Annotated in this window: 24 protein-coding genes; 14 read left to right on the top strand and 10 right to left on the bottom strand. The window is 57.6% G+C overall.

Annotated elements, in window-relative coordinates:
• Positions 1–12 precede the first annotated feature (12 nt).
• Positions 13–1,494: a methyl-accepting chemotaxis protein gene (locus tag GYN01_RS02735; RefSeq protein WP_048365215.1), complete on the bottom strand. Its 1,482-nt coding sequence runs from the start codon at positions 1,492–1,494 to the stop codon at positions 13–15.
• A 156-nt stretch (positions 1,495–1,650) separates the two neighbouring features.
• A complete protein-coding gene (locus GYN01_RS02730; RefSeq protein ID WP_048398835.1) occupies positions 1,651–2,457 on the bottom strand; it encodes a TatD family hydrolase in 807 nt (268 codons plus the stop codon).
• Between the two features lie 238 nt (positions 2,458–2,695).
• Here GYN01_RS02730 and GYN01_RS02725 point away from each other — a divergent pair, with 238 nt between their 5' ends.
• The 3 genes from GYN01_RS02725 (at position 2,696) to GYN01_RS02715 (ending at position 5,458) form a co-directional block, all read left to right on the top strand.
• Complete coding sequence (locus GYN01_RS02725; RefSeq protein WP_048398837.1) at positions 2,696–4,114, top strand: MltF family protein; 1,419 nt, start codon at positions 2,696–2,698, stop codon at positions 4,112–4,114.
• A 103-nt stretch (positions 4,115–4,217) separates the two neighbouring features.
• A complete protein-coding gene (locus GYN01_RS02720; protein ID WP_048365218.1) occupies positions 4,218–4,655 on the top strand; it encodes a DoxX family protein in 438 nt (145 codons plus the stop codon).
• 494 nt (positions 4,656–5,149) lie between these two features.
• Positions 5,150–5,458 carry a hypothetical protein gene (locus GYN01_RS02715; protein ID WP_048365219.1) on the top strand — a complete coding sequence of 103 codons (309 nt, stop codon included), beginning with the start codon at positions 5,150–5,152 and terminating at the stop codon, positions 5,456–5,458.
• A 5-nt stretch (positions 5,459–5,463) separates the two neighbouring features.
• Here GYN01_RS02715 and greB read toward each other — a convergent pair whose 3' ends face one another.
• The 3 genes from greB to GYN01_RS02700 are packed head-to-tail and all read right to left on the bottom strand — an operon-like array spanning position 5,464 to position 9,183.
• Positions 5,464–5,961 (bottom strand): transcription elongation factor GreB, encoded by a 498-nt coding sequence (gene greB, locus GYN01_RS02710; protein ID WP_048365220.1) that lies wholly within the window; start codon positions 5,959–5,961, stop codon positions 5,464–5,466.
• Between the two features lie 34 nt (positions 5,962–5,995).
• A complete protein-coding gene (locus GYN01_RS02705) occupies positions 5,996–8,500 on the bottom strand; it encodes an ABC transporter permease (RefSeq protein WP_048398842.1) in 2,505 nt (834 codons plus the stop codon).
• Positions 8,500–9,183: an ABC transporter ATP-binding protein gene (locus GYN01_RS02700; RefSeq protein ID WP_048365222.1), complete on the bottom strand. Its 684-nt coding sequence runs from the start codon at positions 9,181–9,183 to the stop codon at positions 8,500–8,502. Before GYN01_RS02700 ends, GYN01_RS02705 begins: the two co-directional genes overlap by 1 nt.
• 10 nt (positions 9,184–9,193) lie before the next feature.
• On the opposite strand from GYN01_RS02700, the gene GYN01_RS02695 reads away from it, so the two are divergent.
• The 3 genes from GYN01_RS02695 (at position 9,194) to GYN01_RS02685 (ending at position 11,296) form a co-directional block, all read left to right on the top strand.
• Positions 9,194–9,799 (top strand): arylesterase, encoded by a 606-nt coding sequence (locus GYN01_RS02695; RefSeq protein ID WP_048365223.1) that lies wholly within the window; start codon positions 9,194–9,196, stop codon positions 9,797–9,799.
• A 58-nt stretch (positions 9,800–9,857) separates the two neighbouring features.
• Positions 9,858–10,151 (top strand): hypothetical protein, encoded by a 294-nt coding sequence (locus tag GYN01_RS02690; protein WP_048365224.1) that lies wholly within the window; start codon positions 9,858–9,860, stop codon positions 10,149–10,151.
• Between the two features lie 107 nt (positions 10,152–10,258).
• On the top strand, positions 10,259–11,296 hold the full coding sequence (locus GYN01_RS02685) for a L,D-transpeptidase family protein (RefSeq protein ID WP_203306557.1): 1,038 nt from the start codon (positions 10,259–10,261) through the stop codon (positions 11,294–11,296).
• A 124-nt stretch (positions 11,297–11,420) separates the two neighbouring features.
• Here the strand turns inward: GYN01_RS02685 and oprI are convergent, their stop codons facing one another.
• Complete coding sequence (gene oprI, locus GYN01_RS02680; protein ID WP_003172710.1) at positions 11,421–11,672, bottom strand: outer membrane lipoprotei OprI; 252 nt, start codon at positions 11,670–11,672, stop codon at positions 11,421–11,423.
• A 486-nt stretch (positions 11,673–12,158) separates the two neighbouring features.
• On the opposite strand from oprI, the gene GYN01_RS02675 reads away from it, so the two are divergent.
• The 3 genes from GYN01_RS02675 (at position 12,159) to ppk2 (ending at position 14,433) form a co-directional block, all read left to right on the top strand.
• Complete coding sequence (locus GYN01_RS02675) at positions 12,159–12,440, top strand: GNAT family N-acetyltransferase (protein ID WP_048365226.1); 282 nt, start codon at positions 12,159–12,161, stop codon at positions 12,438–12,440.
• Between the two features lie 145 nt (positions 12,441–12,585).
• Positions 12,586–13,092, top strand: a complete 507-nt coding sequence (locus tag GYN01_RS02670; RefSeq protein ID WP_048398846.1) for a macro domain-containing protein — start codon at positions 12,586–12,588, stop codon at positions 13,090–13,092.
• Between the two features lie 171 nt (positions 13,093–13,263).
• On the top strand, positions 13,264–14,433 hold the full coding sequence (gene ppk2, locus GYN01_RS02665; protein ID WP_048365228.1) for a polyphosphate kinase 2: 1,170 nt from the start codon (positions 13,264–13,266) through the stop codon (positions 14,431–14,433).
• 44 nt (positions 14,434–14,477) lie between these two features.
• Here ppk2 and GYN01_RS02660 read toward each other — a convergent pair whose 3' ends face one another.
• Positions 14,478–15,554: a 3-deoxy-7-phosphoheptulonate synthase gene (locus tag GYN01_RS02660; protein WP_048365342.1), complete on the bottom strand. Its 1,077-nt coding sequence runs from the start codon at positions 15,552–15,554 to the stop codon at positions 14,478–14,480.
• A gap of 131 nt (positions 15,555–15,685) precedes the next feature.
• Positions 15,686–16,132 (bottom strand): PilZ domain-containing protein, encoded by a 447-nt coding sequence (locus tag GYN01_RS02655; protein WP_048398849.1) that lies wholly within the window; start codon positions 16,130–16,132, stop codon positions 15,686–15,688.
• On the opposite strand from GYN01_RS02655, the gene GYN01_RS02650 reads away from it, so the two are divergent.
• The 5 genes from GYN01_RS02650 to GYN01_RS02630 all read left to right on the top strand — a co-directional run bounded on the left by GYN01_RS02650 (position 16,131) and on the right by GYN01_RS02630 (position 20,651).
• Positions 16,131–16,517: a thioredoxin family protein gene (locus GYN01_RS02650; RefSeq protein ID WP_048365230.1), complete on the top strand. Its 387-nt coding sequence runs from the start codon at positions 16,131–16,133 to the stop codon at positions 16,515–16,517. The genes GYN01_RS02655 and GYN01_RS02650 overlap by 2 nt on opposite strands.
• A gap of 39 nt (positions 16,518–16,556) precedes the next feature.
• Positions 16,557–17,474 (top strand): 5'-nucleotidase, encoded by a 918-nt coding sequence (locus GYN01_RS02645; RefSeq protein WP_203306556.1) that lies wholly within the window; start codon positions 16,557–16,559, stop codon positions 17,472–17,474.
• An 83-nt stretch (positions 17,475–17,557) separates the two neighbouring features.
• Positions 17,558–18,058: a universal stress protein gene (locus tag GYN01_RS02640; protein ID WP_048398855.1), complete on the top strand. Its 501-nt coding sequence runs from the start codon at positions 17,558–17,560 to the stop codon at positions 18,056–18,058.
• A gap of 113 nt (positions 18,059–18,171) precedes the next feature.
• The gene (gene cysB, locus GYN01_RS02635; RefSeq protein WP_048365233.1) at positions 18,172–19,146 is read left to right on the top strand and encodes an HTH-type transcriptional regulator CysB; all 975 of its coding nucleotides are present in this window, start codon (positions 18,172–18,174) and stop codon (positions 19,144–19,146) included.
• A gap of 152 nt (positions 19,147–19,298) precedes the next feature.
• Positions 19,299–20,651, top strand: a complete 1,353-nt coding sequence (locus GYN01_RS02630) for a DUF4329 domain-containing protein (protein WP_203306555.1) — start codon at positions 19,299–19,301, stop codon at positions 20,649–20,651.
• Between the two features lie 17 nt (positions 20,652–20,668).
• Here GYN01_RS02630 and GYN01_RS02625 read toward each other — a convergent pair whose 3' ends face one another.
• Positions 20,669–21,805, bottom strand: coding sequence for a catalase family protein (locus tag GYN01_RS02625; protein ID WP_203306554.1), 1,137 nt, complete (start codon positions 21,803–21,805; stop codon positions 20,669–20,671).
• A gap of 46 nt (positions 21,806–21,851) precedes the next feature.
• Positions 21,852–23,666 (bottom strand): di-heme-cytochrome C peroxidase, encoded by a 1,815-nt coding sequence (locus GYN01_RS02620; RefSeq protein WP_048399550.1) that lies wholly within the window; start codon positions 23,664–23,666, stop codon positions 21,852–21,854.
• Between the last annotated feature and the right edge of the window lie 210 nt (positions 23,667–23,876).

The raw sequence follows: 23,876 nt of genomic DNA, 5'->3' as shown, positions 1-23,876 counted from the left end.
TGGCTATTGGCCTTATAGCTTCAACTGGCCAATGGCCCTGTTCAATTCACCGGCCAGGGTCGCCAGTTGATTGCTGGTGGTGGCCGAGTCGACGGTTTGTTGCACGGTGTTTTCGGTCACGTCGCGAATACTGACCACCGCGCGGTTCATTTCTTCAGCCACCTGGCTTTGTTGTTCGGCGGCGACCGCGATCTGCGTGTTGCTCTCGCGCATCTGCGCCACGGCACTGGTGATTTCTGCCAGGGCTGCGCCGGCCTCTTGGGCTTGCTGCACGCAATCGTCAGCTTTGAACGAGCTTTCCTGCATGAAGTCCACGGCGTCGCGGGTGCCCGCTTGCAAGGCCGAGACCATGGTGGTGATTTCGTCGGTCGAGCTTTGCACGCGCTTGGCGAGGTTGCGCACCTCATCAGCCACCACCGCAAAGCCGCGTCCCATCTCGCCTGCGCGGGCCGCTTCAATGGCAGCGTTCAAGGCCAGCAGGTTGGTTTGCTCGGCAATGCTGTGAATCACGCTGACCACGCCGTTGATTTTTTGACTGTCTTGAGCCAGTTGCTGAATCATTTCGGCGGTTTGCTGCACGCCGTTGGACAGGCTGGCGATGGAGTCCTGCACTCGAATGACCACTTGTTGCCCGCTGCCTGCGAGGATGTCGGCGGTTTGTGACAGGTCGCGGGTGGCGCCTGCATGCTGGGCAATGTGATAGACCGTGGCGGTCATTTCGTTGATGGCTGTGGCGGCCTGGTCGGTCTCACTTTGCTGGCCGAGCATGCCGTGGCGTACCTCGTCCATGCTGCTGGCCAGCCGCGCGGCGCCTTCATCCAATTGCGCGGCAGTGGCGGCGACGGTCTGCACGATACGTTGATAACCGGCCTGCATGGCGTTGAACGCGCCTGCCATTTGCCCGACTTCATCGGTGCAGGCCAACGGCACACGAGCCGACAGGTCGCCGGTTTTTTCAACGTGCAGCATCACGTCTTTTAATTTGTTGAGTTGACTGAGCAAAAACTGAATCAGCACTTGGGAGGCGCACAGCATGGCCAGCATCAGTACAAACACTGCCACGGCGTAGTTGGCCAGGCGTTCCACAAACACTTGTGCCAGGCTCGGCGCCCAAGCGAGCACGGCCACGCGCTGGCCATCGGCGCGGGTGACGACATCGGCGCCCAGCAGCGGGTCCTGGCCGAAGAACGGCATGTGATTGATCGATACCCAGCCGGTGGCTTCACTCAGCTGCGGCAGGGGTTGCTCGTTGAGGGCGGGGACGTGGCTGGCGGTGACCGGCAACAAAAAATCCGCCTGTGGCAGGGGTTGCCCCACCGGCCAGGCAGCGAGAAGCTGGGCCTGGGCGCGGGCGTTGGCCTGCGCGGCGTCGCTACGCGATTGCTGTTCGAGTTGCACGGCGTAGAGCACCAGCAACAGTGTGGTGACAAAGGCCACTGCGTTGACGGCCCAGAATTTGTATTTGAGCGAGATGTTGCTAAGCCAGGCACCCATGGAAGGTCTTCTCTGATTTGGCGGAAACAATATTGGCAAGGTGCCATCATTGTGCCGTCAGTCGATGACGTTCGTGTTGATATGGGTCAAGGGCGTGGGATGGGCTTGCCTTGTGTAACCGCGGGTGCAGCCTGCGCCAGCGGTTACCAGACACGGTTAAATCGGTGCAGGCAAACCAAAAAATGCACGGGCGCAAGCCGTGCTGTGTTCGGCCAGTTCGGCTTCACTTTCAGCGCGATGCAACGCCACTTCACGCAGCACCTCAGGCAAATAAGCGGGCTCGTTGCGGCCATTTTTGGGTTTTGGGCGCAAGGTGCGCGGGAGCAGATACGGCGCATCGCTTTCGAGCATCAGGCGACCCCGCGGGATATCGCGTACCAAGGGGTGTAAATGCGTGCCACGGCGCTCGTCACAAATCCAGCCGGTCATGCCGATGTGTAAATCGAGATCGAGGTAGCTGAACAGCGCGCGCTTCTCACCGGTGAAGCAATGCACGACAGCGGCGGGCAGGCGGTCTCGATAGTCGCGCAGTATTTCCAGCAAACGCTGATTGGCGTCGCGCTCATGTAAAAACACCGGCAGTTGCAAGTCCACGGCCAGCGCCAGATGTTCTTCCAGGACCTTTTCTTGTTGTGCGCGGGGTGAGAAGTCGCGGTTGAAGTCCAGCCCGCATTCGCCGACGGCGCGCACTCGCGGCTCTTTGAGCAATGCGTTTAAACGCGCGGCGCTGTCGGCGTTCCAGTCGCTGGCTGAATGCGGGTGAATGCCCGCCGTACAGAACAGCCGCTGAGCGCTTTCATCCAGTTCGTGGCACAACTGAAGTGCCTGTTCACTGCCCTCGACGCTGGTGCCGGTGAGCACTAATTGGCTCACGCCAGCTGCGTAGGCACGGTCCAGCACCGCCTGGTGTTTACCGTCAAAGCTTGGGTTGGTCAGGTTGACGCCGATATCGATGAGTTGCATGGTGCTACCTCAGGCCACAGGCCGCGAAGCATATCAGAGCTGTAGATTTAATAAGAAAAACCAAGAACTACAGACAGTTATGGTTGTCTTTGAATGCCGCAATTGTGCAATGCCCGGTCTTTGAACGGTGGCATTCGCGCATTTGCACACAACTGGCAGCGCTGCAAAAGCCTCATAAAGGCGACCGGTTGTCGGGTAACCCGACAGGCTGGCGGGCTGTTTTGTTTGCGGAGAACGGATGACGAGAGCGACGCTATTGATTGCGCTGTGCCTGATGCTGTTGCCTTTTACGGCCACGGCACGTTTGGCAGGCCCGCTACAAGCCGGGCAGCCAAGTCAGGTGCGCGATTTGGCGCAAATTCGCAGCAGTCAGGTGCTGCGGGTGCTGGTCAATCAAAGTCGCAACAGTTCGGGGCAAGTGCAGGGCGAGTCGGTTGGTGTTGAATATCACCGGCTGCGGGCTTTTGAGCGCTACCTCAACGGGCATGCCCGCGACGGTCAGGAAATCACCCTTAAAATCATTCCCAAGGCCAAAGATCAATTGCTTGGCGCATTGTTGCGCGGGGAAGGCGATTTGATGGCGCCCGGCGAACTGCTGGACGTCAAGCCAACGCACGCAGTCACCCCCAGTGATCCGATTATCGAACGCGTGCCGCTGATGCTGGTCGGGGTCAAGGGCGAACGCCGTTATACGCGTCTGGAGCAGTTGTCGGGTCGCACGGTCGCGCTCACGACGGGCAGCGCGGCAGGGGAGGCGCTGAACGTGATCAATCAAAAGCTGGCGCTGCGCAAATTGCCGCCAGTGAACATCGAATGGGTTGACCCCACGTTGGCCGTGGAAGATGTGCTGGAGATGGTGCAGGCGGGTATTTATCACCTCACCTTGGTCGAGCAACCGATTGCCGAGCGCTGGGCGAAATTGATGCCCAAGTTGCGTTTTGATCGCAAGGTACTGGTGAGCGAGCCGGGTGCTATGCGCTGGTATGTGCGGCGTGATGCGTCAATGTTACGCGCCAGCGTTGATCGTTTTTTGACCACTTACACCGTCCCAGCAGATCAAAACGTGGCGTTTGAGCGGGTCTATCGGCGCTTGTATCGCGTGCACTATCCCCTCGCGCGCGCTGATCGGCAGAAGCTTGAAAAGCTGCGCCCGGTGTTGCAAAAACATGCGCAGCAACAGGGGATGGACTGGTTGAACCTTGCCGCCCTGGCCTTCAAGGAGTCCACGCTCAATCCCAATGCCAAAGGGTCGGGAGGCGCGACCGGGCTACTGCAAATCACGCCTTCGGCCGCACAGCGGGTGGGCGTCAATAACATTCAAAATGTTGAGGGCAATGTGCAGGCCGGGGCCAAGTACCTGGCAATGATCCGGCGCAAATTCTTTGCCAGCCCGCGATTGAACGAGCGTGAACGCATGGCGTTTGTGCTGGCGGCCTACAACATGGGGCCGGAGCGGGTGCAGGCCATGCGCGCAGAAGCCAGGCGCCGGGGGCTGAACCCCAATCAGTGGTTCTTTCAGGTCGAACGCATTGCCATGGAGCAGGTGGGAATGGGAGCGGTCAGCTATGTTAATAGTGTGAACAAATACTATTTAGCTTTTGACCGGGAGCGCGACTCGCTGGAGCCAGCTCAAGCCAAGCTGGCCTCTCGCAAATAATCGAATAAGTTGATTCTTATGTCGCGTTTATTCGGCTTTTTATATGATAAAAACCGATTAGTATGGCGTTCATTCCCAGCCTGATTAACGAAAGGACTGCACCATGAGCAAATTGACCCAATCTGTTTTAGGGACTCACGCGGGTTACGGCCTGACAGTGTTACGCATTTTTGTCGGCATCATCTTTGCGGCCCACGGCTCACAAAAACTCTTTGGCTGGTTCGGCGGCGGAGGGCTGGCGGGTACGGCGCAATGGATGGAAAGCATAGGCCTGGCGCCGGGTACGTTGATGGCACTGCTCTCGGGCGGCACTGAATTCTTTGGTGGTCTGGCGCTGATCATTGGTTTGCTGGCGCGCCCCGCTGCGTTGGGTTTGTCGTTCACGTTACTGGTTGCGATCTTCACGGTGCATATCAGCCATGGTCTGTTTATGGCCAATAACGGTTATGAATTTGCTCTGGCATTGCTGGGTGGCACCCTTGCGGTGTTGATTGAAGGCGCGGGCAAGGCCTCGCTCGACGGTGCGATTGCCCGCCGATAATGCGCAACAACCCTCAACATTGTGGGTGAGGCATTCGACGGGGCACCTCAGGTAAAGACTGCAACGGTCGGGTTTACCAGCGCTGCGCACTCGATCGCAGCCTCGTACCTCGTCAGCGACTACAAATGATGGACACACCATCCGTAGGCTCTGACGAGTAATGCGAGGCTGTGCAGCCGTCGCAAACCATTCAATTGAGTACGACCTGCGCATTCGATCGTACCTCGTCAGCTCAAAGCTCCCAGGGACTGTGGCAGGCATCAATCGGTGTCCACATTGATATTGCGCAAATACTTGGATACGTGATTCTTGACAGCTGCAAGCCGGTTTATCTAGGATGTTTTCTTGCGCCGATTTAAACAGCTACTTGCGGGGCGCCAGGTGTTCGTCAGACCACCTAAGAGGCTTGAAGCAGGCCTCGAAATACCGCTAAAGCGCTGGTTCGGTGTTGCCTCTCACCTGCCACGCAGAATCCTGAGGCGGAGAACCGATAGATGAGTCAGCCACGTCCCTTTGTACGTCTTGCGCCGATCACGGCGAATCAAACCTTTCGCAATCCAAAAATCCTTCTGGGCGGCAAGCATCAGCCAACGCTGTTGCGTTATCTGGACGGCTGGCCGCGTCGCAAGGGCCGGGCTTCTGCGTTTTTGATCCAGTTTGTCGAAGCGGGTGACACCCTCGCGCGGTTTGCCAACGACAGCTTTGATCTGGCGGTGATCCAGTCTCCCGGCGCTTTTCAGGCCGAAACGGTGATTCGCCATCTCGTACGCGTATCGCGTCAGGGATTGATTACCTTGCGCTGAAGCGCTTACGGGTAATCAATCGCTACGATGTACACCCACTGTTCGCCGGTAGGCGTCTGGACTTGCACCTCGGCGTCCAGCGCCTTGCCAATCAGTGCGCGGGCCAGAGGTGAGTCGATGCTGATCAGACCTTGTTTGAGGTCCAGCTCATCAGGGCCAACGATGCGGTAACGCGCTTGCTTGCCTTCTTCATCCTCAATCGTTACCCAAGCCCCGAAATAGACCTTGTTGGGGTCGCTGGGTTTTTCGCTGACCACCTTCAGGCTTTCAAGGCGCTTGGTCAGGAAGCGCACGCGGCTGTCTATTTCACGCAGCATTTTTTTGCCGTAGGTGTATTCGGCATTTTCGGAGCGATCACCCTGAGCCGCCGCTTCGCTGACGGACTGTGTCACTTGTGGCCTGCGCACATGCCACAACTCGTGCAGTTCAGCACGCATCCGCGCTTCACCTTGCGGTGTGATCAGCGCGGTGCCAGCAGGGCGAGGAGGGCGATAGCGGCTCATGGGCAATCCATTGGCAGAGAAGGGTGCGAGTCTATCAGCCCTCGCGCAGCACTGTCAGTGGGCTGGTATTGAGCGCCCTTCGGGTGCCGAAAACACCTGCAGCGCCCACCATCAGTGCGCCCACCACGGGCAGCAGCAATAGCCACGGGTGGGGGTGCCACGGCAGGTCGAAGGCAAACCGGTACAGCACCAGGCTGACCAATTCGGTGCCCAAGGCTGCGAGCAGGCCACTGGTGGCGCCGAGCAAGCCGAATTCGATGCGCCGTGCCTTGATCAGCAAGGCGCGTTCGGCACCCAGTGCGCGCAGCAGGGCTCCCTGGCGAATACGCTCGTCGAGGGTGGACTGCAAGCCGGAAAACAACACCGCCATGCCTGCCGCCAGTACAAACAGCAGCACGTACTCGACGGCGATGGTCACTTGCGCAAGGATGCTGCGCAGTTGGGCCAACAAGGCTTCGATTGGCAAGATGGTGACCGCCGGGAAGCTGCGCGACAGTTCGATGATCTCCTTGTCGTGCCCCGGTGCCAGGTAAAAGCTGGTGAGGTAGGTGGCAGGCAAATCTTGCAGGGTGCCGGGTTGGAAGATCATGAAGAAGTTGGGCTGGAAGTTGTCCCAGTTGATGCTGCGCAGGCTGGTGACGGTTGCCTCACGGTTGACCCCGGCGACGCTGAAGGTCAGGTGATCGCCCAGTTTCAGCTTCAGGCTTTCGGCCACTTTGGCTTCGACCGACACACCGGGGATGCCGCCGCCGGGCTGTTGAGCCCACCAAGTGCCGGCGGTCAGTTCATTGCCCGCGGGCAGGTCGGCGGCCCAGGTCAGGCTCAGGTCGCGCTGGATGGCTTTGTCACCGCTGGAGTCTTTGCTGACCAGACCCTGCACGGCTTCACCGTTGATGCTGATCAAGCGCCCCGGAACCACCGGGTAGAGCGGCGCGGCTGTGGCTTGCAGGTCCATCAACCGGGCGCCGAAGGTGTCTTTGTCGGCGGGCAGGATGTTCAGCGCAAAATAGTTGGGTGCGTCTTTGGGGAGCTGGTTTTGCCAGGTGTCGAGCAACTCCCCGCGCAGCAGTGCAATCAAGGCCATCGATAACAGTATCAAGCCAAAGGCCAGGGCTTGACCGGCCGCCGCCAGGGGGTGACGCAGCAACTGACCCAGACCCAGTCGCCACGCCAGTGACGCCCCGGCCAGCAGGCGACGAAGGCTTTGCAGGCCCAGCAGCAACAGCCCGCCCAACACCAACGCCGCCAACACGCCGCCGCCGAGCAAGGCGAAGGTCAATACCAGGTCCAGGCTCATGCGCCACATGATCAGCCCGAGTGCGAGCAATGCTGCGCCGTAGACACTCCAGGTGCTGGCGGGAATCGGCAGCATGTCGCGACGCAATACACGCAGCGGCGGCACGCGCCCCAGCGCAGCCAGCGGCGGCAAAGCAAACCCGGCAAGCGCCACCAAGCCGGTGCCCATGCCGGCGATGGCGGGCATCAAACCGCCCGGTGGTACGTCCGAGGGCAGCAAATTGTGTAGCAAGGCAAACAGGCCCAGTTGCGCGAACCAGCCGAGCAGGGCGCCTGCCAGGCTGGCCAGTAGCCCGAGCACAGTCAGTTGCAGGGCAAACAGCCACAAGGTTTCGCGGCGCGACAAGCCCAGGCAGCGCAGCAGTGCGCTGGCATCAAAACGGCGATTGGCGAAGCGGGTGGCCGACAGTGCAACGGCGACACCTGCCAACAACACGGCAACCAGACTGGCCATGTTCAGATAGCGCTCGGCCTTGCCCAGCGCGCCACCTATTTGCGGGTTACCGTCACGGGCGTCCAGCAGGCGCTGATTCGCCTCAAGGCCGGGCTCGATCACTTGGCGGTAGGATTGCAGCGCAGGCCCTTCGCCGCTCCACAGTTCGCGGAAATTGACCCGGCTGCCGGGTTGAATAATGCCGGTGGCCGCCAGATCGTTCAGGTTGATCAATACGCGGGGTGTGAGGCTGTAAAGGTTGCCAGCCCGGTCGGGTTCGTAGGTCAACACGCGGGTGATGCGTACGGTTTTGGAACCCACGTCGATGGTGTCGCCGACGTGCAAGTCCAGCGCGGTGAGCAATCGCGATTCTGCCCACGCTTCGCCGGGCAGGGGGCCGCCGCCTGCTTGTTCATCGGCATAGGGTTGGGCCGCACTTTTCAGTTCGCCCCGCAAAGGGTAGGCGTCATCTGCCGCTTTGATGCTGGACAACTGAATGCCGTTGTCCGTGGCGATCACGCTGGAAAACTCCACCACGCGTGCATGTTTAAGCCCCAGCTCTCTGCCCAGGCGCACTTGCTCGTCACGGGCAGGCGAGGTGCCATCCAGCACCAGGTCGGCCCCCAGAAACTCGGTGGCACGCAGTAACATGGCGCCATTGAGGCGCGCCCCGAAGTAACCAATCGCGGTACTCGCCGCGACGGCGACCAACAGGGCAAAGAACAACACGCGCAACTCGCCTGCGCGTGCATCACGCAGGAGTTGGCGCAGGGCAAGGCTGAACAGGCGCAACAGCGGCAGGCGTGCCATCAAGGCTCCAGAGGGCCGACCATGCGGCCAGCTTCAAGGCGGATCAGACGTCGGCAACGATGTGCCAGGCGTTCGTCATGGGTCACCAGTACCAGTGTGGTGCCGCGCTCTTTGTTTAATTCAAAGAGCAGGTCGGTGATGCGCTCCCCCGTGTGGCTGTCGAGGTTGCCCGTTGGCTCATCGGCAAACAGCACATCCGGGTTGGCGGCGAAGGCGCGAGCGATGGCAACGCGTTGCTGCTCACCGCCGGACAGTTGGCGCGGGGAGTGGCTCAAGCGTTGTCCCAAACCGACACGCTCCAGCAGATGGCGGGCCTGCTCGCGGGCGTCTTTGCGGCCCTCAAGCTCCATCGGCAACATGACGTTTTCCAGCGCGTTGAGGCTGTCGAGCAACTGAAAGGACTGAAACACAAAGCCGACATGTTCGGCGCGCACCCTGGCGCGCTGGTCTTCGTCCAGCGTACTCAAGGCACGCCCGGCGAGGGTGACTTCGCCGCTGCTGGGCAAGTCCAGTCCCGCCAGCAGGCCCAGCAAGGTTGACTTGCCAGAGCCGGAAGCCCCGACAATGGCCAGGCTGTCGCCTTTGTTCAATTCAAGGTTCAGCGGGTGAAGGATGATTAACTCGCCTTCCGCGCTGGGAACCACTTTGCTAAGGTTCTGCGCGGTGAGAATACTTTCGCCCATGGAGAATCCAATGCGTGTGTGGTTTTTAAGTGCTGCTCTGGCCCTGATGTGTATGGCGCAGAACGCAGCGGCGGGAACAATCTTGATCGTTGGCGATAGTATCAGCGCGGGTTTCGGCCTGGATACCCGTCTGGGCTGGGTCTCTTTGCTTGAGCAGCGACTGAGCAAGGAAGGTCATGACGATAAAGTGATCAATGCCTCCATCAGTGGCGATACCAGTGCTGGCGGGCTGGCGCGTTTACCGGCGCTGCTTGCAGAGCATAAACCGGATGTGGTGATTGTCGAACTGGGTGGCAATGACGGGTTGCGCGGGCAACTGCCTGCTCAATTGAAACAGAATCTTGCAAGCATGATCGAAGCCTCGCAACAGGCGGGGGCCAAAGTGTTGCTGTTAGGTATGCAGTTACCGCCCAATTATGGTGCGCGTTATACCCAGGCATTTGCGGCGGTTTATGGTGAGTTGGCCAACGAGAAAAAGGTCGCGCTGGTGCCGTTTTTCCTGGAGGGCGTGGGGGGTAAACCCGAGCTGATGCAGGCTGATCGCATTCACCCGGCGGCCGGGGCGCAGGGGCTTTTGCTGGATAATGTGTGGCCAGTGCTAAAACCGCTGCTTTGATGCTTTTCTAGTGGCAGCGTTTCGGCTAAGGTGGCGCCCCCCCGATTTGGAGCCCCTGATGTCGCGTCCTGCCTGGTCTTTATATGCCTATCAACTGATCGAGCCCGATGAACAGCTCGATTTGTTCGCCTGCCAGGAGGTACGGGTGCATTTGGTGACGCGTCAATTGGAGCTGGGAGGCACGATTGACCGCACATTATGTGGCTCGTTACTGCCTGCGCAGCCTCGTTGGTCCGATGTCACGCGCAAGGTTTTTCAGGACCAGCGGCTGTGCCCGCTGTGCCGCGCAATCATTGAATCGCAACGCCGTGGCACCGAGCCGATCTGGCCTGAGTTGCGCTTTGAACTATGATCTACCTCGTCTGAGTGTTTCGGCGTGGTACGCCGCCTCCTGATCCCGGCAGGCTGCGTGTACACTCCCATTTTTGTCCCCCGTTGATTATGCGAAGGATGTTCCGGATGTTGTCGCGCCTACCTGCCGTCACCCGCTATCTGTCAGTTGCCGCCCTCTGTGTTGCGGGCCCTGTGAGTGCACTCGAATTCCCGCTGCCGCCGCCTGGCGACGATGTGGTGGGTGAGGTGCAGATCATCCAAGGCAGGTATGAAGACTCCTTTGCAGACCTGGGCAATGAGTACGAACTGGGCTATTCGGAAATGATTGCAGCCAACCCTGGCGTGGATGCCTGGTTGCCGGTCAAAAAGAACCTCGATGGCACAATTGTCGACACCAATATCGTGTTGCCAACGCAGTTCATTCTGCCGCCAGGCAAGCGTGAGGGGATCGTGATCAACCTGGCCGAGTACCGGTTGTACTACTTCCCCAAAGACCAAAACAAGGTCTATACCTTTCCGCTGGGCATTGGCCGTGAAGGCTGGGGATCGCCTTTGGGGCAGACCAAAATCACCGCCAAGACGCCTAATCCGACGTGGACACCGCCGGCCTCGATCAAGGCTGAGCATGCCAAAAATGGCGATCCGCTGCCCAATGTCGTGCCTGCTGGCCCGGACAATCCCCTGGGGCCCTTCAAGTTCACCCTCGGCATGCCCGGTTATTTGATTCATGGCTCCAATGCCAAGTTTGGTATTGGCACGGGCACCAGTCATGGCTGCTTTCGCATGTTGAATAAAAACGTGCTTGAAATGTCGCAGATGGTGCCGGTCGGTACACCGGTGCGCATCATCAACGAGCCTTATAAAATTGGTTTCAGCAACGGCAGGGTTTACCTGGAAGTGCATGAACCGCTGAATGTCAAAGATGGCTCTCTCGTCGCCAAGAGCGACAAGTCTCATCTGACACCAGAAGATTTGCAGAACAAATACGCAGGCTTTATCAATTTTCTGCTCAAGCACAAAGAACTGGAAAACAGCATTCAAATCGACAAAGATAAAGCGTTCGCGGTGGTGGGTGCTGAAACTGGAATACCGCAAGAAATTGGCGTTACTACGACCGTTATGCCTTCGGCCGATGAAGGACAGTCGCTCGACTACGTGCAGTAAGCGTTCAACTAATAGCCGCCGCAGTTAACACTTCGGCGGCTTTTTAGTGCCTGTTGAGAAAGCATCAGGCAAAAAAAAGCCGACCCATAAAATGGATCGGCTTGGTAACAGCCCCGAAGGACTATTACTTGCGGCTTGCTTTTTCAAGCATGCGCAGAGCACGTTCGTTTGCTTCATCAGCAGTCTGTTGTGCTTTTTGAGCAGCAGCCAGTGCTTCGTCAGCTTTACGGTAGGCTTCGTCAGCACGAGCCTGGGAACGTGCTGCTGCATCTTCAGTTGCAGTCAGACGGGCTTCAGTTTCTTTAGATACGCTGCTGCAACCGGTAGCCAGAACTGCGGCCAATGCCAGAGCAGAGAATTTCAGAACGTTGTTCATCGTGTTCCCCTTCAAGGACTTTCTAATTGAAGCTGCTCCTTCAACATGAGGAAACAGCCGGCGTACATACTACCCATTACTTGTAGTAAGTAAACTGACCTAGCGCAAGAACCAAAAAAAATAATTGGTAATGGCTGGCCATGGGCTAGCTTTAACAGATTGTGCTTGAAAAACAGTCAGTTTGACGCACTAAGCACAGCGCCCTATATGAGGTGGAACCCTAAGGTTTCAAGTGACTTTAGTCCAGGGTTCACGTCATAGCCTCAACGTTTCGTAAAAAGGTTCAGTTGTGCTGCGCCTTAACGAGCGATTCAAGCGTGCGTTTGGTCGTAGCGCATGAGCATTTATTTCGAGGTTGGCTACTCTTTATGCAGGCTTGGCACCTTGATTTTTGCAGGCGCTATCAGGCTGGGTGCCGGGTGGTTCCCTCGACGGAAAAACATCAGTAAGGTAGGGGTCACGGTTCAAGACCCGCGAGGAATAATGATGAGCGAGGCGCTGTCTATCCACCATGACCAGGCAGGTCACCAGTTTGAGACCACTGTCGACGGTCATCGTGCCTACCTGACCTACATGGATCTGGGTAAGCAGACGCTGGATATCTACCGCACATTTGTACCCAATGCCTTGCGTGGACGCGGGATTGCGGCTGCTTTGACCGAGCAGGCCCTTGAGTATGCAGAACGCATGGGTTACGAAGTCATTCCTTCCTGCTCATATGTTGAGCGCTACATGGAACGCCATAAGCGCGCTCAAGCCAAAACCTGATGTCGCCTGAGCCGTGCCCTCCCATGGCGGTGTTGACCTGTATCAAAGCTGTGTCCTGACCCCTCGCTTAGGCTGTTAGCAAGCGGGGGAGGTTGTCGACAGGCCGCTGAACTCGGGTTAATCACTGTAAGGAGAGGCATCGCATATGATCCGTGAAGTCGAAGGTGACATTTTACTGAGTGACGCGAAGGTGATTGCTCACGGTATTGCGCCTCAGGACCCGTTCGATACCGGTTTGGCCCTGGCCTTGCGTGAGCGCTGGCCGTCTTTGGTTGCCGATTATCGACACGCCGCTCATAGCAAAGCACCGCAACCGGGTGAAATCTGGTGCTGGTCCGGTGTAGACGAACAGGGTTCGGTGCGCAGCATTGTTAACCTGATCACCCAGGATTCCCTGCACGCAGGCCATGCGGCCAAACCGGGCAAGGCGACCTTGAAGAACGTGGGTCACGCGTTGCGCGAGCTGGCTAAATACATCACCAGTGAAAACATCCCCAGCGTAGCGCTGCCGCGCTTGGCCACGGGTGTCGGTGGCCTTGAGTGGAGTGATGTCAAACCGTTGGTGGAGAAGTACCTCGGTGAACTCGACAGTCAGGTGCTCGTGTACGAGGTTTTTCGCAACGGCCTCAAAGCCGATGAGCGCTTGGGCTAGCCCCCTTTTTTTGATTGGATAAGTGGCTGCATTACCCCGCGAGAGCCTCCCTCTCGTGGGGTTTTTGTGTGCGCAGCGGTTTGATGAGCCATTTTTTGATCTGTGTCTAAGGTGTGCCTGAGGTGATGCTGTATTTATTTGAACCATCCGCAGTTCATTTAAGGAAATCTCATGACCGATAGGGTCACGCGCACTGACACGGTAAAACCCGCTGCAAAAACTGCCAGACGTACACCGCGCACGCGACGCGTTACAGCAGGGGATGTTGCTCCCACGCAAAAAGCCGCTCAACTTGAGCGCTATGTCGTTGATGACAGAGTCCAGTCGCGTCAGGCGGCCACCAGCGCTGCGGTAAAGGACATCTTGCAGCAGATCCCTCAAGGCGATACTCAAGCACTGATCAAGACCTTGGGCACGTTGATGACGGGGCTGTCCCCCGACGATGCGGTTGTGCTGCGCAATGCGTTACTCAGCCAGGAAAGCGAATCGGTGTTTCATCAGCGCCCCCTGCACCCTGACGATCAATTGGCGCCGGACTGGCGCAAGGGCAATTACCCGTACAAAAATCTAATGTCGCGCCGCAACTACGAGCGCGAAAAATACCGCCTGCAAGTGGAGTTGCTTAAGTTACAGGCCTGGGTGAAAGAGACAGGCCAGAAGGTGGTCATTCTGTTTGAGGGTCGCGACGCGGCAGGCAAGGGCGGCTCGATCAAGCGTTTCATGGAACACCTCAACCCACGGGGCGCACGGATTGTGGCCCTGGAGAAACCCAGCGAAGTCGAACGCGGACAATGGTATTTCCAGCGTTATGTGCAGCACCTGCCCACGGCCGGTGAAATCGTCATGTTTGACCGCAGTTGGTACAACCGTGCCGGGGTCGAGCGGGTGATGGGGTTCTGCACGGATGATGAATACCTGGAGTTCATGCGTCAGGCGCCTGACTTCGAACGCATGTTGGCGCGTAGCAACGTTCATCTGATCAAGTTCTGGTTCTCGGTCAGCCGTGAAGAGCAACGCCGACGCTTTAAAGAGCGCGAGAAGCACCCGCTCAAACACTGGAAACTCAGCCCGATCGATCTGGCGTCACTGGACAAGTGGGACGATTACACCAAGGCCAAAGAGGGGATGTTCTCGTACACCGACACTGCCGATGCGCCGTGGACGGTTATCAAGTCCAACTGCAAGAAACGCGCGCGCCTGAGCGCCATGCGCTATGTGCTGCACAAGTTGCCGTATGCCGACAAGGATTTAAAAGGCATTGGCGCGCTTGATCCGTTGATCGTTGGCCGCGCTAACGTGGTGTATGAGCGGGGCGAGCGCAGGGCAACCATCCCGTTGTAGGCGCGAGCGTGCTCGCGTCTACAACGGCCCGGAGGAGGGGTTGATCAGGCGCGAGCGCGCTTTGGCAGTACATCCTTGAGCTTGGCATGCATGCTGCGCAAGGTGCTTTCAGTGCTGGCCCAGTCGATACAGGCATCGGTGATCGACACGCCGTACTGCAAATCTTCAAGGTTTTTAGGAATCGCCTGGCAGCCCCAGTTCAGGTGGCTTTCAACCATCAAACCGATGATGGACTGATTGCCTTCGACGATCTGGTTTGCGACGTTTTCCATGACCAGCGGCTGCAGTGCCGGGTCTTTGTTGGAGTTGGCGTGGCTACAGTCGACCATGATGTTCGGGCGAATGTTGGCTTTGTTCAGCGCTTGTTCGCACACGGCGACGCTGACCGAGTCATAGTTGGGCTTGCCATTGCCGCCGCGCAGCACGACGTGGCCATAGGCGTTGCCTTTGGTGGTCACAATCGACACGCCGCCTTCCTGGTTAATGCCCAGGAAGCGATGCGGGCTGGAGACCGACTGCAAGGCGTTGATCGCAACGGTCAGGCCGCCATCGGTGCCGTTCTTGAAGCCAACCGCCGAAGACAGTCCTGAAGCCATCTCACGGTGCGTTTGCGACTCAGTGGTACGCGCGCCAATGGCGGACCAACTGATCAGGTCTTGCAGGTATTGCGGGGAGATCGGGTCCAGTGCCTCAGTTGCCGTCGGCAGGCCCATTTCGGCCAGGTCCAGCAGCAGCTTGCGGCCAATGTGCAGGCCGTCCTCGATCTTGAACGAGTCATCCAGGTACGGGTCGTTGATCAGGCCTTTCCAGCCCACCGTGGTCCGTGGCTTTTCGAAATACACGCGCATCACCAGGTACAGCGTGTCGCTGACTTCAGCGGCCAGTGCCTTGAGACGCTCGGCGTACTCATGGGCAGCCTTGATATCGTGGATCGAGCAAGGCCCGATGACCACGAACAGGCGATGGTCTGTGCCATCCAGGATGTTGCGAATAACCTCACGGCCTTTGGTCACGGTCTGCAACGCGGTTTCGCGCAGAGGCATCTCGCGCTTGAGCTGTTCAGGTGTGATCAGGGTTTCGTTGGAGGCAACGTTTAGGTCGTCGATCGGTAAATCAGCCATCGTGTTACTCGTCAGGTCACGGGTGCCGGCCGCCAGCGATCCCCGTGCGGCGGAGCGCAGCATGATTGAGCGCAACGGGGAGCCGAACCTTAACGCGTTAAGCGGTTATCCGACAATGGGCACACGCAGGTTTAATCCAGCGCGGACTGCGCCAGTGCTCTGTCCAGCGTGGCTTGAGAGAACTCCACCGCGTTCAGGCTGATCCATTCCAGGGCCAGGGCTTCGATGTTGTCCAGCGGCGGGTTTTGTTGCTGTTGCAGCCGGTAATAGTGTTCGATCTGGCAGACCTGTTCGCCCATGCGCGCGCCAAACAACGTCTGGGGATCAGTGAAGGCAATACCGACGCGATAGCCTGGCGCCCGTTTTTCACACCAGGCGACATAGCCCGCGTAGTGAACGTCGCTGCCCAGCGTAGGCATATGCATGTCGACCGCCGCGCCACGCTTCCAGCCTCGATCACTGTTGCATGCAACGCCGCCCAGGCTGATAGAGTGCAGCTTGCGGCGGGAAAGGGCAGGGTGTTTACGGGGCGTTATCTCAGCGGGAATATCATCTGGGTGAGGTAGAAAACGACCCATGAACGCACACTCCAAGTGCCAGCACTTTGATATTGTTTCCCTCAGTATAGTGATTGAAATGGAACTGACTGACTTTGATGCGGACCAGCACCTTTTGAATTTGCCGGGTACATCGCTGGTGGTGTTTACCAGCGCCGGGTGTTCGAGTTGCCGGGCCGCGCGGCGCCTGTTGCCGAGCATGACGTTGCCCCTCGATCGCCTCTGCTGGATCGATGCCGGTGAAAACGGCGGGTTGGTGGCCCGCTACGAAATTTTTCATCTGCCTACGCTGTTGGTGGTGCGCGACGGCGCATTTTATGGCGAGTTGAAGTCGCGCTTGAGTGAAGGCGAGCTGGCACACCACATTCGCCTTGCCTTGATGAGTAAACCTGATGAGCTGCCTTGAAGCGGTGGTTGATCAATCCTGAAAACTGGCGGAGGCGGCATGAGTAAAGGCTTGAAGGGCAAGTTGGTATTGGCCATTTCGTCGCGCGCACTGTTTGACCTGAGCGAAAGCCATCAGGTGTACCTGACCCAAGGCATTGAAGCTTATCGCCAATATCAGATCGAGCATGAAGATGAAGTGCTGGAGCCGGGGGAGGCATTCCCTCTGGTCAAAAAACTGTTGAGCTTCAATGCAAGCCTGGGCCGTGAGCGCGTCGAAGTGGTGCTGGTGTCGCGCAACAGTGCCGATACCGGTTTACGCGTATTCAATTCGATTCAGCACTACGAGCTGGCCATTTCGCGCGCCGCCTTTTCGGGTGGGCGTAACCCGCACCCTTATCTCAACGCCTTTGGCTGTGACCTGTTCCTGTCCACCCACGCGGAGGATGTCCGCAGTGCGCTGGATGCAGGGTTCGCCGCTGCAACGATTTTGTCCGGGGGCATGCGGCGTGCACAAAGCAATGAGCTGCGAATTGCGTTCGACGGTGACGCGGTGCTGTTTTCCGATGAGGCTGAGCGCGTTTATCAGGCGGGCGGCATTGAGGCGTTTCAGGTGCTGGAACGTGAGTCTGCGCGCAGCCCTTTAAGAGGCGGGCCGTTCAAAGGCTTTCTTGAGGCGCTCAACCTGTTGCAGCGTGAATTCCCTGACGATGCCTGCCCTATTCGTACAGCGCTGGTCACAGCGCGCTCAGCGCCCGCGCATGAGCGGGTGATTCGCACCTTGCGCGATTGGGATATCCGGCTGGATGAGTCATTGTTTTTGGGCGGGCTGGACAAATCGGCGTTTCTGGAGGCCTTTGCCGCCGATGTCTTTTTCGATGATCAGGCGGGGCATTGCGAAAGGGCGCGCCAAGTCGTTGCCACCGGTCACGTGCCCCACGGCATCAGCAACCAATTGCGTGATTTGCCTGCCGGCTGAGTGCAGCGATGTTAGCCATCGCACTTGCCATGGCGCTGCTAAGCTCAATCCATCTCGGCCATTCAGGCAGTCGGGGAGGTCGCATGATTCGCTCGATACTGTTTGCCACTGACCTCGGTATTTATGCGCCGGTGGTGATGCAGCACGCCTTGGGCATGGCACGCACATTCGGCGCTGACTTGTATGTCGTACACGCCGTTGAACCGATGGGGTTGTTTGCAGAATCAGTGTTGCAAAGTTACCTCGATGAGCAGGCGTTCAATGACCTTCATCAATTGGGCATGAGCACCATGCTCTCGAACATCGAATCACGCGTACTGGACAGCCTTCGCGAAGAGTTGGGTGAAGGCGAGCAAGAGCTTGACCTGATTCGCTCGGTCAAGGTGATACAAGGCGAGCCAGCGCAGGTGATTTTACAGCAGTCGCAGAGCTTGTCGGTTGACCTGCTGGTTCTGGGCAGTCATGGCCAGCCTGCCGGGGGCATTACGCATTTGGGGCGTACAGCCGCGCGGGTGATCGAGTTGGCTCAAATGCCGGTCTACCTGGTACCGCTTCTTCAGCGTCGACGTCGCACTGATGCATAAAGGGTGGGTGCCGCTAAAACGATAAAAAAGTTCTAGATTTATTCTTCTTACCTTCCATATAGTTATATACCGCCGCCGATACCCTTGGCGTCTATTTGCTTTGAGGGATGCATATGAAGCTTCAACAATTGCGCTACATCTGGGAAGTGGCGCACCACGACCTCAACGTTTCCGCCACTGCGCAGAGCCTTTACACCTCACAGCCGGGTATCAGCAAACAGATTCGCTTGCTTGAAGACGAGTTGGGCGTCGAGGTGTTTGCCCGTAGTGGCAAACACCTGACCCGCGTCACACCGGCTGGTGAACGCATCATCACCACGGCCGGCGAAATTTTGCGCAAGGTTGAAAGCATCAAGCAAATCGCCCAAGAGTTTTCTAACGAGAAAAAGGGCACCCTGTCGATTGCCACGACGCACACCCAGGCGCGTTACGCTTTGCCCCCTGTCATCAGCAATTTCATCAAGCAATACCCGGATGTTTCGCTGCACATGCACCAGGGTTCACCGATGCAAATTGCAGAGATGGCCGCTGATGGCACGGTTGATTTTGCAATTGCCACCGAGGCTCTAGAGCTATTCGGCGATCTGGTGATGATGCCGTGCTACCGCTGGAACCGCTGCGTGGTGGTGCCGCAAGGTCACCCGTTGACCAAATTGCCAAAGCTGACCCTCGAAGCGCTGGCTGAATACCCGATCGTGACCTACGTGTTCGGCTTCACCGGCCGCTCCAAACTGGATGAAGCATTCAGCCATCGCGGCCTCACGCCCAAAGTGGTATTCACTGCCGCCGACGCCGACGTGATCAAGACCTATGTGCGCCTGGGTCTGGGTGTGGGCATCGTGGCCAAGATGGCCGTTGATACCCAGCTTGATAAAGATTTGGTGGTACTGGACGCCAGCGAACTGTTTGAGTCCAGCATCACCAAAATTGGCTTCCGTCGCGGTACTTTCCTGCGCGGATTTATGTGCGACTTTATCGAAAAGTTTGCGCCACACCTGACCCGCGAAGTGATGGCCAAAGCCATCCAGTGTCACAACAAACAAGAGCTTGAAGATTTGTTTGAAGGGGTTGAATTGCCTGTGCACTGAGGTCTGAGTCAGTGCGCTGTACCCGCCCAGGTAATCCCCCGACAGGTGTTATCCCCGTAACGCCCCAGTTGCACAAAGAGCCTTGAAACTGTCGCGTGACTTTGCGTTGTAACCATCCGGTTCAGCGTCACGCGATTTCAGGGAGACGTTTTATGAGTGATTCAAGCCTCGACACAACCCGCTTTTTTTCGACCCTTACCCCTATTCTGAGTCCTGCTTTTATCAGTGCAGACGATGCGGCTGTCTATGCCCACGATTTGATTAGTGCCCGCCGTGAGGAAGAATACGGTGGTTTTGTCTTAAGCAAAGACAACCACTACTTCGTCACAATCCCTCAAAGCAGCGCAGGCACATTTTTTCGTCCCTCAGATGTCCTGTCGACAGGAGAAAATGGCGATATTTTGCCGCCCCAAGGCTATGCCATTGAAGGCATTTATCACTCGCATACGGTATTCCCGCGCACAGCATCACTGAGTGAAGACGAGAATGATTTGCTGGACAACTTCTTCTCGATGATGGATCTGCGTACGGCGGTTTTCTTTCGACACAATTACCCTCGGTTTTACTTGTCTAACCCTGATGGCAGCTTGTTGCGTTACATCTCAACCGATTCTGAGTGGGAACGTGCTTTGATCCCTTTATTCAGAGTGATACACCCGGGGCCTGTCGGGCATCTTGCACAACCAGCCCCGGATAACTCTCTGCTACCCAGTGATCTGCTCGCAATGATTCATCTGGCGGGAGATTTAAGGGTTATATGCCCCGGGGTATTTTGGCGGCGGCGTTCGTCAATTGGAGCGGATTGGCGAACCCGACAAGCGATTGACACAGAGGTTGAGAGCCAGGCTCCGCTTTGCGGCCCCATCCTGATGACAGCCAACGCGGCTGCCAAATGGGCGCAGGTGCAGATACGCAAAAAAGGGCTGGTACAGCAGGTGGGATTCATACTTAAACACGCGCAGAAATCAGAGTTTGTCTGTACCCGGCCTAAAGTCGCCGTGTTTGAATACATTGATCGGGCTTCGGCTTACGCCAGAAGCCCATCAGGCGCGGCGTTGTTGCCAGCGGATTATCACGTATTTGCGGCTTATCATTCTGTAGACAATGTTCAAGTGCCTGTTGCTGCCAGTCAGCGTTTGTTGATGAGTAATTGTTTTACGCCAGATAACTTGCGCATGGGGTTCTGGCTTATTCAAAACGGCATCGCGGGAAGCGTTTTTTTCTCGGCCCCTGAAGGGGCGCTATTGCACTATAGATGGGGTGAACAGGGTAGTGATCGCGAGCTGGTCGCGAGTGTGACCCGGCGTAACGGTCAGGTCAGCGATTTTGAGCACTTGCTAAGTGTGGGTATTCTGAGCGCCCTCGATTATGTCCGTCATGTCGCGCAAGCTTGCGTCTTAGAGGTGTTGGAGGTCGATCCGGTGTGGACGCGCAAAGGACGGGTTACCGAGAGTTGGCAGCCCTTTGCCGTGTTGCCCGACGAGCCCGCAAGCCCGTCTGCATGAGACGGGCTTGTACCTCGCTATTGCTCAGCGTTGCGTGTATGGCGGTATTCACTGACTGAGTCGTACACGGCCTTGCGCAGGCGATTAATGCCGCCAATTGGCCGGTGCGCCTCGATGCCGTGCCACGGGCTGAAGGACAGGTTGTCACATGCCAGGTTTTGACTCGGGGTATCGAAGTCTTGAGCCGGCACGTTTACGCGCGCCACGGTTTCGAACGGTGCATCCGATTCACTCCACTCGATGCTGGTGTCCTCTATTGGCATAAAGCGATTGGCGTTTTGCCGCTGAATTTGCAAAACGAAACAGGCCGGTACGCGGTCTGTCGACAATTGTTGAGTGAGCGCACTGCGCAAAAAATTAGGCAAGGCCTGGTTTTGCTCGGGCAGGGCATAGGCCGGGCAACTGTCAGGATCGGGTGCCACGCGGTACTTGGCGTTCACGCTGCCAAATTTGTAAGGCGATACCGAAAAGTAGGTGGTTTGAGTCGGGCTGGCTGGAGCCGGTGCCAGGGTGGCCAAGGCAATGAACAGGTGGCGAACTTGCCATTCCTTCGGGTTCCATGAAGGAAAAAACGCCATGACTTTTTTGCCGTCGGCCTGTGCGCCAATGTTTTGCCGGTACTCGGCCACATCGCTGACAAAGAAGTTGGGGTGGTTGAACATCACAAAATCCTGTTCATTGCGACCTTGCTGGCTTGGCATCAGTTGAGTGCCGGGTACTGCTTGCAACTTGATCGCCATGCCCCGCGCATCGCGAATGCTGTCGAACTGTGGATACGCATTGCCATTGGACAGGCGCATCACTGCTTGCCAGGTTTTGCCTGGTTCGGCAAACACCCCTTGGCGCAACGCCGGATCAAGCTCTGTCAGCACCTGAACCTCGGCTTTGACGCAGCCGTGGGCCTTGGCATGGGCATCGCGCAGGTAGCGGGTGTTTTCACGGTGTTGATCCACGATTTTAATCGCGGTCTGGATCGTGTCTTGAGTCATCGCCGCTTCACCCGCCGGGATTTCCTCTTGGGTAGACACCGGTCCTCGGTGTTGCCACGCGTACCAGCCGGTGGCCATTGCCCAGCCGATCAGCCCTAGCGCGATCAACATCACAATCAACGTGCCCAGCCACGTGCCGAGGCGAAGCCAAAGTTTAGTCAGCATGTAAATATCCTTTTAGCCAAAGAGGCGATGCGTGTAAGAGGGCACCTCATGGTGTCGGCAACTGTTGTTCGAGCGGGCTGCCCAATACTTTCAAATATTCCAGCAGCGCCCAGCGCTCCTCAGGTTGCAGCAGACGCCCGATGACGCCCTTGCCGCGTGGCCCGGGGCGGAACTCGTGGCCGCTGTTGTGGTTGCCGCTGATACGGGTGTCGAGCACAAACCCACCCTCAAATGCGGTGGTGCGATACCCCAGGTGGCGCGGGTCGTATTCAAACGTACCGCGATAAAAGGTCGGGTCCCGTTCGGACTGAGGTGACAGCAGTTGATAGAGGGTTGGCACCGATCCGTTGTGCAAATACGGCGCCGTGGCCCATATGCCATCCAGAGGCCGGGCTTTGTACGCGCGTACTTCCTGTACCGCAATCGGCAGGCCAAAACCATTGAGGCGGTCTTGCTCTTGCGCGCTGATACCCGCTACGCCGTACGCATGCTTTTCAACAAACGCGGTGATATAGGCCAGCCCTTTCGCCACGGACAGTGCGTGCAAGTCCAACGGTTCGTCGGCCTCGGGAAACAGCGTCACGTTCATATTGGCCAATTCGGTCGGGTCCCATTGCAGGGCGCTGACGTCATAGCGGTTATCGGCGATGTTGTTGGCGGTATTGGGGTCTGTCCCGATGAACTCAAGCGGGATGACTTTGAGTTGTTGTACCCGGCGGCCATTCTCATCCTTGACCTGCGGGACGTGGCACCCCGCACAATTTTCAGCAAACAGGGCACGGCCTTTGGCCGCCAGAGGGCGATCTACCTGACCAAAAAGCGCTTCAGGCCACGCCGGTGGTTTGAGCTTTTGCAGGGTTTGTTCGATTAGATGCAAGTCATGCACGCGCACGCTCGACGGATAGCGAGCGTCACCTTGCAGCGGCTGGCCGTGGCTGTCGAAGAAGTTTAGCGTTGCACCTACGCCCAGTGCTTCGCCGATGTTGCGCGCCATAGGCTGTTTGGCCGAGGCGTTCCATTGCACCCAGTCGAATGTCCACATATCCCACAGATGCGGGTAATCGACTGGCGCGTTCGCGATGCGGTAGTTGTCCGGGGAAATAGCGTCACCAAAGCTTGCGTTGGCAATGCGCCCGAAAGCATCCGTACGGCCGGGGCCTTCCTGTGTGGGGTACAGGCCGCGATGGGTGTCGTTCCAGGCCACCGCGAGGAAGTTGTCCAGTGAGGCTTTGAACTCGCTGCGCAGTTGAGTGTGCTGCGCCTCATAGTCGTCACCCAACACGGTGCGTGCGAAGCGCTCAAATTTCCACGGGTTGTAGTAGGTGGCTGCCAGGCTGGCGACCAGTGCTTGCCCAAAACTGCCGCCGCGCAAGGTGGGTACGCTTGAAGGCAGGACGTGTTGCGCCGGAGCGCCATCAATGCGCAGCGCCTGGCCGTTGTAATGCAGTTCACCGGTGTGGCAGGCCGCGCAGGTGATGTCCAGATACTGGACGTCGCTGCCCGGGTTGGTGTGACGAGTAAAGCCTACGGGCAAATTGCCAGGGTTGGCGACGCTGGCTTTTTGTTGCGGCTCCACCAGAAACCCGAAGCGCGCCAAGTACTCAGGGGCTGCAAACGGTTGCTGGGAAAACGGCAGCTCCAGCGCGCTGAACCAGTTATAGCGCAAGCCTTTCACTTGCGTGCCTTGGGGCGTGTAGTAGTAAGTCTGGCGGTCGGCCTGGCTCCATTGATCAAGGTAATGCAGTTGTTGTGGCGCTTGATAGGCCGGTAATTTTGGGTTGGCAGTGAAATACACAATCAGGCCAATCAACCCTCCCAGGGCCGCCAGCAGTACCAACAAAACACGGTAAAACAGACGCACAGTCATGCTCCTTATAAGATTTTTCACACACTTATGCCTTAGCTCATGTCTGTCATCAAGTGGCCATAAGTTCCCTCTGAATAATCCGGGCCAGGCTTGACAGGTCCCCAGATGTGTTAGCAAAAGTTACGCTGAATATGAATTGTGTTTTAAGCGTGAACTTCTGTGCCATTTACCGCTCTCATGCCGGTAGCCATTGGTCGCGGCCGC

It is taken from the genome of Pseudomonas weihenstephanensis, assembly GCF_016812185.1.
GTDB classification, from domain to species: domain Bacteria; phylum Pseudomonadota; class Gammaproteobacteria; order Pseudomonadales; family Pseudomonadaceae; genus Aquipseudomonas; species Aquipseudomonas weihenstephanensis.
The sequence above is the reverse complement of the archived record's forward strand: the minus strand, read 5'-3'. Positions and strand labels throughout refer to the sequence as shown.

Bases quoted from the DNA above. Each gene is read 5' to 3' on its own strand.
- GYN01_RS02735 (WP_048365215.1), bottom strand. From the start codon at position 1,494: ATGGGTGCCTGGCTTAGCAACATCTCGCTCAAATACAAATTCTGGGCC.
- GYN01_RS02730 (WP_048398835.1), bottom strand. From the start codon at position 2,457: ATGCAACTCATCGATATCGGCGTCAACCTGACCAACCCAAGCTTTGAC.
- GYN01_RS02725 (WP_048398837.1), top strand. From the start codon at position 2,696: ATGACGAGAGCGACGCTATTGATTGCGCTGTGCCTGATGCTGTTGCCT.
- GYN01_RS02720 (WP_048365218.1), top strand. From the start codon at position 4,218: ATGAGCAAATTGACCCAATCTGTTTTAGGGACTCACGCGGGTTACGGC.
- GYN01_RS02715 (WP_048365219.1), top strand. From the start codon at position 5,150: ATGAGTCAGCCACGTCCCTTTGTACGTCTTGCGCCGATCACGGCGAAT.
- greB (WP_048365220.1), bottom strand. From the start codon at position 5,961: ATGAGCCGCTATCGCCCTCCTCGCCCTGCTGGCACCGCGCTGATCACA.
- GYN01_RS02705 (WP_048398842.1), bottom strand. From the start codon at position 8,500: ATGGCACGCCTGCCGCTGTTGCGCCTGTTCAGCCTTGCCCTGCGCCAA.
- GYN01_RS02700 (WP_048365222.1), bottom strand. From the start codon at position 9,183: ATGGGCGAAAGTATTCTCACCGCGCAGAACCTTAGCAAAGTGGTTCCC.
- GYN01_RS02695 (WP_048365223.1), top strand. From the start codon at position 9,194: ATGCGTGTGTGGTTTTTAAGTGCTGCTCTGGCCCTGATGTGTATGGCG.
- GYN01_RS02690 (WP_048365224.1), top strand. From the start codon at position 9,858: ATGTCGCGTCCTGCCTGGTCTTTATATGCCTATCAACTGATCGAGCCC.
- GYN01_RS02685 (WP_203306557.1), top strand. From the start codon at position 10,259: ATGTTGTCGCGCCTACCTGCCGTCACCCGCTATCTGTCAGTTGCCGCC.
- oprI (WP_003172710.1), bottom strand. From the start codon at position 11,672: ATGAACAACGTTCTGAAATTCTCTGCTCTGGCATTGGCCGCAGTTCTG.
- GYN01_RS02675 (WP_048365226.1), top strand. From the start codon at position 12,159: ATGAGCGAGGCGCTGTCTATCCACCATGACCAGGCAGGTCACCAGTTT.
- GYN01_RS02670 (WP_048398846.1), top strand. From the start codon at position 12,586: ATGATCCGTGAAGTCGAAGGTGACATTTTACTGAGTGACGCGAAGGTG.
- ppk2 (WP_048365228.1), top strand. From the start codon at position 13,264: ATGACCGATAGGGTCACGCGCACTGACACGGTAAAACCCGCTGCAAAA.
- GYN01_RS02660 (WP_048365342.1), bottom strand. From the start codon at position 15,554: ATGGCTGATTTACCGATCGACGACCTAAACGTTGCCTCCAACGAAACC.
- GYN01_RS02650 (WP_048365230.1), top strand. From the start codon at position 16,131: ATGAACGCACACTCCAAGTGCCAGCACTTTGATATTGTTTCCCTCAGT.
- GYN01_RS02655 (WP_048398849.1), bottom strand. From the start codon at position 16,132: ATGGGTCGTTTTCTACCTCACCCAGATGATATTCCCGCTGAGATAACG.
- GYN01_RS02645 (WP_203306556.1), top strand. From the start codon at position 16,557: ATGAGTAAAGGCTTGAAGGGCAAGTTGGTATTGGCCATTTCGTCGCGC.
- GYN01_RS02640 (WP_048398855.1), top strand. From the start codon at position 17,558: ATGATTCGCTCGATACTGTTTGCCACTGACCTCGGTATTTATGCGCCG.
- cysB (WP_048365233.1), top strand. From the start codon at position 18,172: ATGAAGCTTCAACAATTGCGCTACATCTGGGAAGTGGCGCACCACGAC.
- GYN01_RS02630 (WP_203306555.1), top strand. From the start codon at position 19,299: ATGAGTGATTCAAGCCTCGACACAACCCGCTTTTTTTCGACCCTTACC.
- GYN01_RS02625 (WP_203306554.1), bottom strand. From the start codon at position 21,805: ATGCTGACTAAACTTTGGCTTCGCCTCGGCACGTGGCTGGGCACGTTG.